This is a genomic window from Novosphingobium barchaimii LL02, assembly GCF_001046635.1.
Lineage (GTDB): Bacteria > Pseudomonadota > Alphaproteobacteria > Sphingomonadales > Sphingomonadaceae > Novosphingobium > Novosphingobium barchaimii.
Map to the genome: position 1 here is coordinate 138,323 of NZ_KQ130460.1, position 13,812 is coordinate 152,134.

Annotated in this window: 13 protein-coding genes; 6 read left to right on the top strand and 7 right to left on the bottom strand. The window is 64.7% G+C overall.

Going from position 1 to position 13,812, the window contains the following annotated elements:
• Positions 1-180: 180 nt before the first annotated feature.
• The gene (locus tag V474_RS22940; protein WP_059153543.1) at positions 181-798 is read right to left on the bottom strand and encodes a TetR/AcrR family transcriptional regulator; all 618 of its coding nucleotides are present in this window, start codon (positions 796-798) and stop codon (positions 181-183) included.
• 65 nt (positions 799-863) lie between these two features.
• On the opposite strand from V474_RS22940, the gene V474_RS22945 reads away from it, so the two are divergent.
• The 4 genes from V474_RS22945 to V474_RS22960 all read left to right on the top strand — a co-directional run bounded on the left by V474_RS22945 (position 864) and on the right by V474_RS22960 (position 5,830).
• A complete protein-coding gene (locus V474_RS22945; protein ID WP_059153544.1) occupies positions 864-2,327 on the top strand; it encodes an efflux transporter outer membrane subunit in 1,464 nt (487 codons plus the stop codon).
• Complete coding sequence (locus V474_RS22950; protein ID WP_059153545.1) at positions 2,320-3,477, top strand: HlyD family secretion protein; 1,158 nt, start codon at positions 2,320-2,322, stop codon at positions 3,475-3,477. The genes V474_RS22945 and V474_RS22950 overlap by 8 nt, the downstream gene beginning before the upstream one ends.
• Complete coding sequence (locus V474_RS22955) at positions 3,477-5,045, top strand: DHA2 family efflux MFS transporter permease subunit (RefSeq protein ID WP_059153546.1); 1,569 nt, start codon at positions 3,477-3,479, stop codon at positions 5,043-5,045. Before V474_RS22950 ends, V474_RS22955 begins: the two co-directional genes overlap by 1 nt.
• A gap of 170 nt (positions 5,046-5,215) precedes the next feature.
• The gene (locus tag V474_RS22960; protein ID WP_059153547.1) at positions 5,216-5,830 is read left to right on the top strand and encodes a DUF938 domain-containing protein; all 615 of its coding nucleotides are present in this window, start codon (positions 5,216-5,218) and stop codon (positions 5,828-5,830) included.
• Here the strand turns inward: V474_RS22960 and V474_RS22965 are convergent.
• The 6 genes from V474_RS22965 to V474_RS22985 all read right to left on the bottom strand — a co-directional run bounded on the left by V474_RS22965 (position 5,817) and on the right by V474_RS22985 (position 12,294).
• Positions 5,817-7,139, bottom strand: coding sequence for an MATE family efflux transporter (locus V474_RS22965; protein ID WP_236711409.1), 1,323 nt, complete (start codon positions 7,137-7,139; stop codon positions 5,817-5,819). The two genes, V474_RS22960 and V474_RS22965, sit on opposite strands and share 14 nt — an antisense overlap.
• Positions 7,140-7,615: 476 nt before the next feature.
• The gene (locus V474_RS22970) at positions 7,616-8,194 is read right to left on the bottom strand and encodes a cytochrome P450 (RefSeq protein WP_236711410.1); all 579 of its coding nucleotides are present in this window, start codon (positions 8,192-8,194) and stop codon (positions 7,616-7,618) included.
• Positions 8,195-8,405: 211 nt separating this feature from the next.
• Complete coding sequence (locus tag V474_RS25885; protein WP_062121710.1) at positions 8,406-8,975, bottom strand: hypothetical protein; 570 nt, start codon at positions 8,973-8,975, stop codon at positions 8,406-8,408.
• Between the two features lie 100 nt (positions 8,976-9,075).
• A complete protein-coding gene (locus V474_RS22975) occupies positions 9,076-10,053 on the bottom strand; it encodes an ExeA family protein (protein ID WP_007685991.1) in 978 nt (325 codons plus the stop codon).
• Positions 10,053-11,705 (bottom strand): IS481 family transposase, encoded by a 1,653-nt coding sequence (locus V474_RS22980; protein WP_007685992.1) that lies wholly within the window; start codon positions 11,703-11,705, stop codon positions 10,053-10,055. The genes V474_RS22975 and V474_RS22980 overlap by 1 nt, the downstream gene beginning before the upstream one ends.
• Positions 11,698-12,294: a recombinase family protein gene (locus tag V474_RS22985; protein ID WP_007685993.1), complete on the bottom strand. Its 597-nt coding sequence runs from the start codon at positions 12,292-12,294 to the stop codon at positions 11,698-11,700. The genes V474_RS22980 and V474_RS22985 overlap by 8 nt, the downstream gene beginning before the upstream one ends.
• A gap of 165 nt (positions 12,295-12,459) precedes the next feature.
• Between V474_RS22985 and V474_RS22990 the strand changes: the two genes are divergently transcribed.
• On the top strand, positions 12,460-13,152 hold the full coding sequence (locus tag V474_RS22990) for a hypothetical protein (RefSeq protein WP_007685994.1): 693 nt from the start codon (positions 12,460-12,462) through the stop codon (positions 13,150-13,152).
• Positions 13,153-13,601: 449 nt separating this feature from the next.
• Positions 13,602-13,812: hypothetical protein (locus V474_RS26720; RefSeq protein WP_216628565.1), on the top strand; the 211-nt coding region annotated here is incomplete at its 3' end.

Genomic DNA, 13,812 nt, shown 5'->3' on the forward strand with positions numbered 1-13,812 from the left:
ATTGCGCTGTTCGGTGATCCTGTCCTTACGGGCGGCGCGGATCGCGGCTGACATGTCGTGGGTCATGACCTTTTCCTCTCCTGCCGAAGCGAAGAGGACGATGGCCGATCGCCAATCGCGGGAGCGGCCGTCTGATCCCGAATGGGGACGCAGGCCAGTGATCGCCACATCGGCCGGGCGTCAGTCTGTCGTGACGTCCTTTTCCGGGGGAAAAGTGATGTGCGCCATAAAATTGTCCACGAAGGCTTCGTGCTGGGCCTTCGTCGCCTTCGTAGGTCGCAGGAGAATGTCGGTGCGGTAGCCTGTGACGGCGGAAACCGTGAACTGGGTAAGCCGCGCCGCCTCTTCGGCGTCGAAGCGCGTGGAAAAGAAGCTGGCGATGGCGCGGCGCATCTTCACCGGGCCGCTCTCGTAGAACATTTCCTTGATCTCCGGGAAGCGCTCGCCCTCGCTCACCACGAGACGGTAGAGCAACACCGAATTCACATTCAGCAGGCAGTCCAGAAACCGCACGCAGGCGCGCCGCAAAGCGGGCCGCGAGAAGGACTGGCCGGTTAATACTTCGTCGATATCGCGGGAGAACGTGCCGACGTGCATGTCTATGACGGCGGAAAACAGTTCTTCCTTGGAGGAGAAGTGCGCCCACAAGGTGGCTTTGGAACCGCCGAGCGCGTCTGCGATTGCGGACATCGTAGTGGCCGCGTAGCCATGTTCCAGAAACAAAAGCGTGGCAATGCGCACGATCTCCGCGCGTTTGCGTGCTTTGTTAAGCTCTCTTTTTCCGATCATTTCCGTCATAGGCGTACCATGCGGTACACTTTTTGTTTGACAGTTTCAACCCGCATCTCGATAAATGTGTACTGATGAGTACGCATATGAACCCGCGATTCGCGGCAGCATCGCTGCTAGCGATTACACTTTCCCTTGGAGCCTGCACGGCGCCTGACCTGGGTCCGCGCCCTCAATTGACGCCGCCGGGCGGGCTGGAAGCCGGACAGTCACTGACCAGCAACAGTTCCGCCTTGCGCGACTGGCCGCGAGAGCGTTGGTGGACCGCCTATGGCGACCCCCAGCTTGACGCCCTCGTGGAGGAAGCGCTGGCTGGATCGCCCAGTGTTGCCGCCGCTCAAGCCCGCATTCGCCAGGCGCGCGGTGCCGCCGGGATAGCGGGTGCCGCGCTGCTGCCAACGCTGGGCGGGCAAGGCTCTGCCGGGTTCGCCAAGCAGTCCTACAACAACGGCGTGCCCGCCGGATTCGTTCCCAAGGGTTGGAACAGCACCGGCACACTGGCGCTCTCGGGCGATTTCGACCTCGACCTTTGGGGCGCCAACCGCAAGGCTTTGGCCGCAGCGACGTCCGAAGCCGAAGCCGCCGAAGCCGACGCTCGGCAGGCCGAGCTGATGATTTCCAGCAATGTGGTCTCCTCCTATTTCGACCTTGCCCGTCTGGTCGAACGCGGCAAGGCGTTGGCCGATGCCAACAAGGCGCGCGGCTCTTTCGTCGATCTGACCGGTCAACGCGAACGGGAGGGTATCGACAATCAGGCACCGATGCGCCGGGCGGAAGCTGCGGCTGCCACCGCGCGCGCCGCTTTCTCCGCCAATGAAGAACAGACCCTGCTTCGCCGGCACGCGCTTGCCGCGTTGCTCGGCAAAGGTCCCGACCGTGGACTGGCGATCACCCCCCCAGCCATCGCCACGGTTCCCGAGGTGGGCATTCCCACCGATGCGGGCATCGCGCTCGCAGGCCGCCGTCCCGACATCGTCGCGGCGCGCTTGCGAGCCGAGGCAGCCGGCGCCCGGATTGATCAGGCAAGGGCGGCCTACATGCCCAACATCAGCTTGCGTGGACTGTTCGGCCTGACCTCGCTGGGCTTGTCCAACCTGATCGACAGCGGTTCGACCTACGGAAACGGCACTGGCGCGCTCAGCTTGCCGATCTTCCAGGGTGGACGCCTGAAGGGCCAGTTCACCCAGGCGCGCGGTAGCTATGATGCTGCCGTCGCCAATTACAACGAGACTGTGGTGGGCGCGCTGCAGGAAGTGGCCGATGCGCTCGCCAGCCGCGATGCCGCTGCCGGGCAGGAACGCGATGCGGCAGAAGCGGCGCGGACGTCGCAGGTCGGTTACGACCTTTCGATGCAGCGCTTCCGCGGCGGCCTGTCCAACTACCTCGACGCACTGACCGCCCAGACCGATGCGCTGCAGGCGCGCGAAGCCGCGATCGATGCCCATTTCCGTACTCTGGCCCTTGAAGTCGCGCTGCAACGCGCACTGGGCGGCGGGTTCGCAGACAATTCCAGTGAGAAGGCTCCCGAAAATGACTGATGGCGTGCAGGACCAGAAGAACGGTTCCGGCCCCGATGCTAGTGAAAGCGTGATCGAGAAGAAGAACCGCAAGCCGCTTTTGATCGGCGTTGCGGTGGTGGTTGTGGCGGTTGCCGCGATCTACTTCCTCTATGACGAGTTCATCGGCAGCCGCTCGGTCTCGACCGACAACGCTTACGTCGGGGGCGAGAGCGCGGAAGTGACCCCGCTCACCGCCGGCCAGATTGCCGAAGTGCTGGTCACCGATACCCAGCCGGTGCGCAAGGGACAGATCCTGATGCGCCTCGACGACAGGGACCAGCGCATAACGCTCGCCCAGGCAGAGGCGCAGGTGGAATACGCGACCCGCCGCTACGGCCAGTCTTTGGCGAACGAAAACGCGCTGGGCGCGGCGGCAGATGCGAGCGCCACCCAGATCGCTTCGGCGATCGCCAAGCAGGCATCGGCGCAGGCCACGCTCGCCAAGGCGCAGGAAGATTTCCGCCGCCGCAACGCACTTGCCGGCGGCGGCGCCGTTTCGGCCGAGGAGCTGACCTCCGCCCGTCAGGCCCTTGCTTCGGCCCAGGCTGCGGGACAGGAAGCCCGCGCAGCGGTCGCTCAGGCGCGTGCTAGCACCAACAGCTCGCGCCGCCAGGAAGAAGCGGCACGCGCACTGACCAAGGGGACCAGCACTGAAACCGCGCCGGAAATCCTGCTTGCCAAGGCGCAGCTCGCCACCGCAAAGCTGGCGATGGAGCGTACCGTGATCCGCGCCCCGATCGACGGCATTATCGCCAAGCGTTCGGTACAGGTCGGCCAGAAGATCGAGACGGGCACTGTCGCCATGATGATCGTGCCGGTGAACGCGCTCTACGTTGACGCCAATTTCAAGGAAGACCAGCTCGGCAAGGTCCGTTCGGGCCAGACGGCCACGGTGACCTCCGACTTCTACGGCGACGATGTGGAGTTCCACGGCAAGGTCGTCGGGTTCGCAGGCGGTACCGGGGCAGCGTTCTCGCTGATCCCGGCGCAGAACGCGACCGGCAACTGGATCAAGGTGGTGCAGCGCCTGCCGGTGCGCATCGAACTCGATCCCAAGGAGCTGAAGGAGCATCCGCTGCGCATCGGCCTGTCGATGGAAGCCAAGATCGACCTGACGAGTAAGGACTGATGGCAGGCGCTGCATCAGCAGCGGGGGCTGCCCCAAAGGCCGGCGGAGGCGCTCCGGCGCAGCCCCTGACCGGGGCCAAGCTGGTCCTTGCGGGCCTCGTGCTGGCCATGGCGAACTTCATCGTCGTTCTCGACACGACGATCGCCAACGTTTCGGTTCCGCATATCGCGGGCGGCCTGGCGGTTTCCGTATCGAGCGGGACCTGGGTCATCACTTCCTATGCCGTCGCCGAGGCGATCTGCGTGCCGCTCACCGGCTGGCTTTCCAACCGCTTCGGCACCTTGCGCGTCTTCATGCTGTCACTGATCGGGTTCGGCCTGTTCTCGACGCTGTGCGGACTTTCGAACTCGCTTTCTATGCTCGTCGTGTTCCGTCTGGGACAGGGCTTCTGCGGCGGTCCGCTGATGCCGCTGACGCAGACCCTGCTGCTGCGCATCTTCCCCAAGGAAATGCACCCCAAGGCAATGGCGATGTGGGCGATGACCGTTGTGACCGCGCCGATCGCGGGGCCGATCCTGGGCGGCTACATCTCCGACAACTGGTCGTGGGAATGGATTTTCTTCATCAACGTGCCCATTGTCGCACTGATCTTCTTCGGGGTGCTCACCCTGCTGCGCGGTGCGGAAACGCCGGTACAGAAGCTGCCGATCGACAAGATCGGCCTGCTACTGCTGGTGATATGGGTCGGCGCGTTCCAGATGATGCTGGATCTGGGCCGGGACGAGGACTGGTTCTCGTCGGGCAGGATCGTGATGCTGGCCTGTATCGCGGTGGTAGCCTTCGCCGCCTTCGTGATCTGGGAGCTGACCGAAGACCACCCGATTGTGGACATCAGCGTGTTTAGGCATCGAGGGTTCTCGGCCGCCACGCTTTCGTTGACGATCGCCTTCGGAACTTATTTCGCCTCGATCGTCATCATTCCGCAGTGGCTTCAGACCTCGATGGGTTACACCGCGACGGAGGCGGGCAGGGCCATGGCCTTCGGCGGCGTGCTGGCGGTCGTCGCCTCGCCTTTCGTGCCCAAGCTCATGCAGCGTTTCGACCCCCGGCTTATCGTCTTCGCAGGCGTGACGTGGATTGGCATCTGTGCGCTGATCCGCATAACATGGTCGACCGAGATCACCTTCTGGACGATCGCCACGCCGCAGCTTCTGCAAGGTATGGGTGTCTCGCTCATGATCGTGCCGCTGACCACCATCAGCTTGAGCTCGGTTCTGCCGAGGGAAACCGCTTCGGCGGCGGGTATCGCCAACTTCGGGCGAACGCTGGCAGGCGCGGTGGCCACCGCGATCGTGTCGACAATCTGGAGCGACATGTCGCGCGAAAGGTCGGCCGAGATCGCGGGGACCCTCAACGGCGCCGGCGCGGTTTCGCAAAGCCTCCAGGACAGGGGCTTTTCTGCGGAGCAGGCGCGCGGGACGATCGCGCAACTGGTGGAGAACCAGGGCACCGCCGTCGCCACCGGGCATCTGTTCGGCATCTGTGCCGTCTGCCTGTTCCTTGCCGCGCTGACGATCTGGCTGGCCCCTCGGCCGCCCAAGAACATCAAACCCGCCTCGGGGCACTGACACGGTGTACTTTCGGGGCGCGCCTTCGGGTCGCACCAGAGGCAAAGCAGCGTTCCGGCCGGACGGAAGGACAGGCAGCCCCCCAGCCTCTCGCCTTTCCGTCCGGCCGGCACACCGGCCGGACGCTCGCGCCTCTTGCGCTGGCGGCCGGCCGCACCCATCCTCGGCTGATGATAAAGGATGGTTCTCCAGACGCACGCCGCCAAGCCCCGGCCACTGAGCGCAACCGCGACCCGATTCTCTCGGCCCTTCGCGAGGTACTGCCGCTTTCGGGCCGGGTTCTCGAAGTTGCTGGTGGGACCGGCGAACATGCCGTCCATTTCGCGGCTGCGCTGCCCGACCTGGTCTGGCAGCCGAGCGATTCTGACGCGGAAGCCCGCGCCTCGATTGCGGCGTGGCGGGTTGATGCTGGCCTGTCCAACCTCCTTGAACCCATTGCGCTCGACGCCGCTGCCGGCTGGCCCGACATGGCCGTGGAGGCGGTGGTATGCATCAACATGATCCACATCAGCCCATGGGCGGCGACCGAGGGCTTGATGGCGGGCGCGGCGAAGGTTCTCGGCTCCGGCCATCCGCTGGTGCTCTACGGTCCGTATCGCCGCGGTGGGCGTGCGCTGGAGCCAGGCAATGCCGCGTTCGACGAGGACCTGAAGCGCCGTGACGACCAGTGGGGCCTGCGCAGCGTGGAGGATGTGCGCGCTTGCGCGCTCGACCATGGACTGGCGTTCGACCAACTGGTCGAGATGCCGGCCAACAACCTGATGCTGGTCTTCAGGAAGCGCTGAAGCTGCGGCGCGAAAGGCGGGGCAGGACCAGTCCCTGGCCCACGGCGCGGGCGGCGAAAAGCACCGCGAAGGCAGCCCACAAACCATGGTTGCCCAAGGGCCGCAATCCCACCAGCAGCGCAAGATAAAGCGCCATCGCCGCCGCCATCGTCCCCAGCATTGCGCGGGTCCAACCCGCCCCCACGAACACACCGTCGAGGACGAACGAGACGACACCCAGAAGCGGCAGCAGAGCCAGCCACACGGCATAGTCGCGAGTCGCCGCGATGACCTGCGGATCAGTGCTGAACGCGGCCGCAAGCCAAGCGCCGCCAAGCGCGTAGAGACAAGAGACCGCCAACCCGGTCAGCCCGCCCCAGAACAGCGCGGCGCGCACGGCGGCGGTGAAGCGGCTGCGGGCCCCGGCGCCCAATGCCTCGCCGCAGAGCACTTGGGCCGCGCTCTCGAAGCCGTCGAGGAGCAGGGTGGCTAGCATGAAAAGCTGGAACAGGATGCCGTTCGCGGCCAGCGTAACCGGCCCTGCCTGCGCTCCGCTACGCGCGAAGATCAGCAGTGCGGCGGTCAACAGCAGGGTGCGGGCGAAGAGGTCTCGGTTGAGGGCGAACAACTGCATCAGGTCGGCGCGGGCCCATGTCGACCGGCGGCCAATTGCCGTCAGCGCCTCGCGCGCGGCGCCTTCGCGCACCACGACCGCGGCGAGCAGCGCGAACTTGAGAGCCTCGGAACTGACCGTCGCGGCGGCTACGCCGGCCACACCCCAATGAGCCACCAGCACAAGCAGCAGGTCCAGCGCGATGTGAACAAGGTTGGCGGCGATTTCGATATAAAGGACATAGCGGACCTTGCGCTGTCCTATCAGCCAGCCCACCAGCACGCAGTTTGCCAGCCAGAGTGGCCCGGCCCAATAGCGGAACGCGACATAGGCTTGGGCATCGTCGCGCAGAGGCCCGGTGGCACCGAGCAGATCGAGCCCGATGGAGATGGCCCAGGGCATGGCGAGTAGCAGCAGCGCAGCGATCCCCATTGCCACGGTCATGGCGCGGGCAAGGGTCTGTGGCTGTACCCACCCGTCGCTGCGCCCGCTGCCTTGGGCGGTCAGGGCGACGGTGCTGGTGCGCAGGAAGTTGAACACGTTGAGCAGGCCCAGCATGAACTTGGCCCCCAGTTCCACTGCCCCTTGCGCCGGGGCATCGCCAAGGCGGCCGATCGCCCACATGTCGGCCAGTCCGAACAGTGCCGTCGCCACGTTGGTCAGCATTGCCGGCAGGGCTATGGACCAGAGCTGGCGGGCGGTATCGCTTCGGGTCACTGCAACGTCCAGGGTCGGGCGGGAAGGGCAGAGTCCTATCGGAGGGGCGGGATCATCGCAATCGGAAGCAGCGGCCCGAATCGGCCTGGCAGGCTTCGCACTTGCGGAAGAATTTCGAACGAATGGGGTGCAGTGCGCAAATTTACGAGGGTAAAACTTCGCTGACGATGCGAACAGGGCTTGCGCAATGGCCTTATTTAGGGGACGTTGGTTATGTTGAAAGCAAATTCAAATTTTGCTGCAACTGCGAGAAATCGGCGCGCCGGAGTGATTACTCATCCCCGGCGCGCTCTCTCCCAACACCGGTAAGGTTACAAGAACCTTTCACGGGGCACCCTGCATCAGAAAAACGGCTTGGCCAAGCAAGAATTGCAATTCTCGCTGCGCAGCATGTAAATTTTTTCGTTCCACTTTTGCGCGAGTCCTCCGTGCTTTGCGTCACTGCTCGTCCACAGCGGGAACCCGCCAGACGTTCGTCACCAAACCAGCGGCAGTTGCTCTGGGCCTATCACGCCGCCGGGACGGTACTCGATCTCGGTGCCGGGCTTCACCGCGAATTTCGGGATGCGCTTCAGCCATTCCTGTAGCCCGATCTTCACTTCGAGCCGCGCGAGGTGCGCGCCCATGCAACTGTGGACGCCGACAGTGAAGGCGAGAATCGTTTTGCGCGGGCGGTCGAAATCGACCTCCTTTGGGTTCGGGAATACGTCCGGGTCGAAGTTGCAGGCCGGTAAGATGAAGGTGACACGGTCGCCCTTCTTCATCTGCACGCCGCGCATCTCGTAATCCTTGTCGAGCACGCGGCCCGAGAAGGTTACCGACCATCGGCGCAGCAGTTCCTCGACGATCTTGTCGATGTCATCCGGGCGAGCGTGGATTTCCTCCAGTTTGGCTGGGTTCTGCGCGAGGTAGAGCCAGATGTTGTTCATCGTCGCGAACACGGTGTCGAGCCCGCCGATGAACAGGAAGCAGACGAAGCCGAAAATCTCCTTGTCCGACAAGGGCACGCCGTCAGGCGCGGCGTGGGCGATGCGGCTAACTGTAGGCGATTGCAAAGATACTGGCCTCTGCTCGCAAACAGCGCGGATTTCTGCTCAGATTTGCTGACAGCAGGTGGGCCATGCTGCTCACGCTATGCGACAATGTGCTCGCCATCATCCGCGCCTGCTCGCAAACGGAGAAGGCCTGTTCTCGCTTTCTGCCAATAGCGAGGAGTGCCGGTGAGCGGTCTGGCAGCGATCGTTCCCGCCGGGTTTGCCGTAAGCATCAGCGCTCCCACTTCCTCAGGCTAGCAACGGATTGATCGTATAATGCCTGGAGCGAGCCGACCTGATTGTCTCGGAAGTGAATCGTCAGCACGAGATTGTCATACGGCAGATTGGCCGTGCAGAGCCCCGGCCGCGAGCCTCCGCCCATGGCGGAGCAACTCGCCAGCGATGGAGGACGCTTCTGACCTGCTTCGGCTGGCAACTGGTATGTCCAGAAAACACCATCACTTACCTTGCGCAGTGTTCGGCCGCGCCATGAAAGCGGGCGACTTGCGCAGACAGTCGAGTTGACAAGCGCCTCTGTTCCCGCTGCGCGGGCACACATCCGCTTCTTGCTTGCCACGCCCACCAAGTTTCGCTCCGGCAAGCTTGCGCTCGGATTTAGGTAGAACGAGAACCCGTCGCTGGGATCGAGCGCTGGTAGAAAGAACGGCTTATCATTGTCGGATATGTCGTTGGCTCTCGGGATGTCGAAGACTCGTCCCTCCAACCTCCTCTCGGCCGAGGCCGAGCACGCGCTGAGCAAGCTGACGATCGATAAAGAAGCTGCGGTAAGATGCCTGTTCATGCCGGCAGGCTATGAGAGAAGCGCAACGTCCACAATCGGTGGCACAGACGACATGCGTTGCGTCCGCGTGCGGGAGATACCAAGGCGAGGACAGCCAGTATCATATCGGCACACCGGCTTCGCGGAGCCGCTCGGTCAGGTCGCGGGTGTGTTCGGCGTCCAGCGTTCCGGCGAGGAACGCGCGTATGTCGGACGGCCGGGTGTTGAGCTGGCTGGCGAGCGCGCCCGCATCGTAACCGTTGCGCGTCAGCGTGGGTTCGAGGTCGTCAATCGCCCGCGACAGCACCTGCTCGACGATCTCGGCCGTGACGGGCTTGGCAGCGAAGCGGAAGCCCTGCTCGAAGGCGAGTGTCAGGTGCATCTCGATCTGGAGCGGGGTGCGCAGGCGCTCGGCGATGAGGTCGATCGCGTCCTCGTTCATCAAGTCGGCAACCTTGACCCCCTCGGCCGCACAGGCGCCGAGCAGCCAGGCAACATAGTCGCGGCGTTCGGCGCCGATGCCCTCATAGTCGAAGGTGGTCGTGCGGTAGCCGATCTCTTCCATTTGCGGGCGGCGCAGGTCGTTGCGTAGCCGAGGATGGCCGACCAGAAGGACCGACAGCAGCACGCCGGCATCAGCCACCACCTCCATCAACCGCTTGAGGCCGGTCAGCGTCTTGTGGTGCAGGTCATGCGCCTCGTCGACCACCAGTACGACCGGGCGCTTGCCCTTGCGCATGATGTCGCGCAGGTCGCGCTCGCGGCGCTCGGCCTGCTTGGGAATCTTCACCTGGGCACGGTCACCGGGCGAGAGATCGTAGAACAGCGCCTCGATCAGCGAGGGCAACGAGGTGCGGCGCTTGTCGACCGCAAGCGACTTGGCGACGGCGACCTTGCCCGCCCGGGCCAGCTCGTCCTCGATGCGGCGCAGCAGGTGCGTCTTGCCCGATCCGACCAGGCCGGAGACGACGATCAACCTGCCGGTCTGCACGGCCGCACAGACCTCGCGCACGAGGTTGCGCTGATGCTCTGTCTCGAAGTTGCCGACGCCTTGGAACGGGCGGGCGAGCCCGTAGCTGGATTGAACGTCGGCGAGCATCAGCTTGTCCCCCGTCTTGACTGGAACCGCTCTCGGATGCGGTCAGCGATGATGGTCTTGTCGAGCGTTTCGCCCAGCAGCGCGTCGATGAAGGCGCGGTCTGCCTCAGGCAGCGAGCCGAGCGGTCGCCGGAGCTGGTCGACGATGGCGTGGCGCGCCGCGAGCCCGGTCGGGTATGCCGTCTCGACCGCCGGCTCCGGAAAAGGTGTTTGCCGCACCGCGAGCCCTGCGGTGGAGGGCGGCAGCGACGGCAGCGGCCGGTCGCCGCCCGTCACGGTCGCGCGGGGCAGCCCCAGCTGGTCAGCGAGCCGGACCACCTTGTCGAGCCGCTCCTCGGCGCGGCTCTTCTGATACTTGCGATAGCGGTAGAGCGGCACGGCGCCGCGCGACGGCTCGTAAGGGCCATGCCGCTTGCCGTCATGCTCCACGAAGAGCTGCTGGTCGAACAGCCCCCAGAGCAGCGTCACCGTCTCGCCGGCGAGCTCGGGCTCGACCTCGTAGGAAGCGCCCTCAACCGAGACGGTCGCGTCGCCCGCAACGGTGCGCCGCTCGGGCTCACGAGCGAAGGCGCAGAACCGCTCCCATGAACACATGGCCCGCACGCCATCGCCGGGCAGGTGCCGCAGCCAGTGCTCGATCCGCGCGTGTGGCTCGGAACGATGGTCGCCGTTGTTGTAGGTGACCAGCGCACGCCGCATCCACAGATTGGCTTCCGCCTCGTCCTTGGGTTTGTGGAAGTGGTACAACGTCTCGTGCACCTCCTTCACCGTGCGGAACGGCCGCTCGACCTTGCCCTTGGCGCGGGCCGCGGTGTGCCGGTCGTCGGCCTTCGGCGGCAGATGGGTGAGGACGCGCACGCCGAGGCTGCCCATCACCGACTGGAACACGCGCGACCGGCTGACCGGGCCGTTGTCCATGTAGATCGTGACCGGCAGGCCCTGGAACGGCAGTTCGGGCTCAGGCTTGGCGGCGAAGGCGTTGAATAGAAAGCGCAGCGCGGACTCGGCATCCTCGCCATAGACGCTGCGATATTCCTGGTAGACCACGCCCGAGCAGTCATCGACGGCCGAGAACAGCATCAGCGTGGGTTTGCCGCGACCCTGCTCGATCCAGAGCGGCGCCTCGACCTGCTTGAGGTCGGACGGGCTCATGTCGAAGTGCCACAGCTCGTTGGATCGCCGCGCCTGAAAACGAACGGCTGCGTGGGGGCGGGTCACGCGGGCATAGTCCAGCCCTGATGAGCGGAGCAGCCGGTCGATGGTCGCCCGCTTCAGCAGGCCGGGTGCTACCTTGACCAGGCCCTCCGGCGTCTCGACGCCATCGGTTTCCAGGAACTCGATGGCGCGGGCGGTCGAAACGTGCCGGCCCTTCTTGTTGGTGGTCCTGATCTTCAGTGCGGCGACGATCTCGGCGTAGCGCTCCATCTCGGCCTGCGGGGCAACCCGCGTCGCACCATGGTCGGACCGGCGCACCGACTTGGGGCGGTTCAGCTCGCGCAACGCCCGGTAAAGGGTCCAGATGGAGATGCCATAGGCCTCGGCCGCACGGGCGATGATCTCGGTGCGACCGGGGTCGCGTGGGGGCAACAGCGACAACCGTCGGCGAAGATCGATCAGCGCCTCTCCAGGCGGTCGCTTCGCCCGGTCAGCCATGGGCTGTTGCAGCCTCCTTGATCGATGCACCGCTGCCGCGCTTGCCTGCATAGCGATAGAGGGTCGCGACCGACACGCCCATGCGCTTGGCGATGTCGCGCACCGGCAACGTGCCCTCCTTCATCATCGCCCGTGCCGCGGCGACGTCGCTCGGGCGCATTGCCGATGGGCGGCCACCCTTGCGACCCTGCCGGCGCGCCTCCACTAGCCCCGCGGTAGTTCGCTCGCGGATCAGGGCACGCTCGAACTGCGCGATGGCGCCGAACACGTGAAAGGTGAGCATGCCACCCGGCGTTGTCGTGTCGATGCTCTCGGTCAGCGACACCAGCCCGATCTTCTCGCGCTCCAGATCCTCGGCCGTGGCGATCAACTTCTTGAGCGAGCGGGCGAGGCGGTCGAGCTTCCAAACAACCAGCGTGTCGCCTGCGCGCAGCACGTCTTCCAGAATGCGCGCCAGTTCGGGCCGGTCATCGCGCGCGCCCGACGCCTTTTCGGTGAACACCCGCTCGCAGCCGGCCCGCCGCAGCGCATCGAGCTGGAGCTCGGGGTTCTGGTCGCTGGTGCTGACCCTGGCATAGCCGACCCGCATGAGCGTCTGATCTTCTCCAAACTCGTGCGGGGCATACCGTTTTGCGACGCGGGTTTCCAGAACAGTTTTGACAAAGTGCGGCCCGCAGATTTACGTTGCCGGCCCAGCAAGGCGATCGGCTCGTCAGAAACGGTCGTTTTGCAGAACCGCTGAGGAGCCGGGTTCATGCAGGTGCTCGATACGGTTGGCTGGGTCGGTGATGGCGACGACACCGACTTCTTCCTCGCAATCGAGCGCACCTTCGATCTGCGCCTGCGCTCGAACCTGCCTTGGACAACGTTCGGCGAGGTGCGTGACCATGTCGTCGCGCATGTCGCAGCCTACAGCGGGGGCGGCACGACATGCGCCACGCAGATGACGTTCTACAGGCTTCGACGCGCGCTCGGGCTTGGCCGGCACGTCGGGCCGGATGCGCCGTTGGCGCCGCTGATCGGTGGGAAGCTGCGCCAAGCGTTCAGCGACCTGGAAGCCGATACCGACCTCAAGATGCCGGCGACGCGAGCCGGATGGCTTGGGATTGTCAGTGGTCTCTGCTTCGCTGTCGCGGTCGCGATCCTCGCCTTCACGACGCTGGCACCTCCCCTTCGCATCTTCGCTGCTGGAGCGAGCGCCTACGCGGGGCTATGGTTACGGCACCTCGACCGCCGGCGATTACCTCGGAGGTGCGACACTATCGGCGATCTCGCCCGACTGGTCACGGAGCAGAACCGTGGCAGGCTTGCCCGCGACGGCGCGCGCCTCACCGCCCCCGAGATTTGGCGGATCATCCAGCAACTGGCCGCCGAGGAGAGCGGGATCGACCCCGATCTGATTGGGTCGGAAACGACCTTCTTCCGAGCCAAAGTGCGAGCAGCCTGATCAATGGCTTACTGGATTGCATAGATTGATGCCGAGACACGGGACATTGCGTGGCGTCGGACTGACGGCTTTGGGTGCCGTTGTCGTCGCAGGCTCTTTCGTCGCTCTCGGATTGCGACCGGATGGGATCGCCAGCTACTATCGCGATACGCTGACTCCGGCAGGGTTTGCCATTTGGTTCTGCGGCTTCGTAGCCGCCACACTCGCTCCACCCGCCATAGCTGTACTCTGCTGGTTTGGCGCCATGCGGTTCCGCTACGGGTGGCTTCTCCACATCCTGCTTGTTCCTGCCACCTACGCCGCTGTGCGAGGATCAATCGCGCTCATGCTCGCGGTAGCAAGTGAGCCGGACAGCGATGGCCCAACGAGATGGGCTACCGATCCAGCAGTGATGCTGATGGTGGTTTGCCCCATCGTGTACTTTCTGATCTTGGGTTCCACAAAGCTGCGTGAGCATCGCGCATCAGCAAATGACTGCTAATCTCGACTTTGTAGTTGGCAGATACCATGAGCGGCCCTTTGCCGTTTGCGAGCAGACGCGGATGATGGCGAGCACATTGTCGGATAGCGTGAGCAGCATAGTCGGCTCGTTGTCAGGTAATCTGGGCAGGAAAAGGCGCTGTTTGCGAGCAGAAGCTGCTACGGTTGCAAGCGCCTACA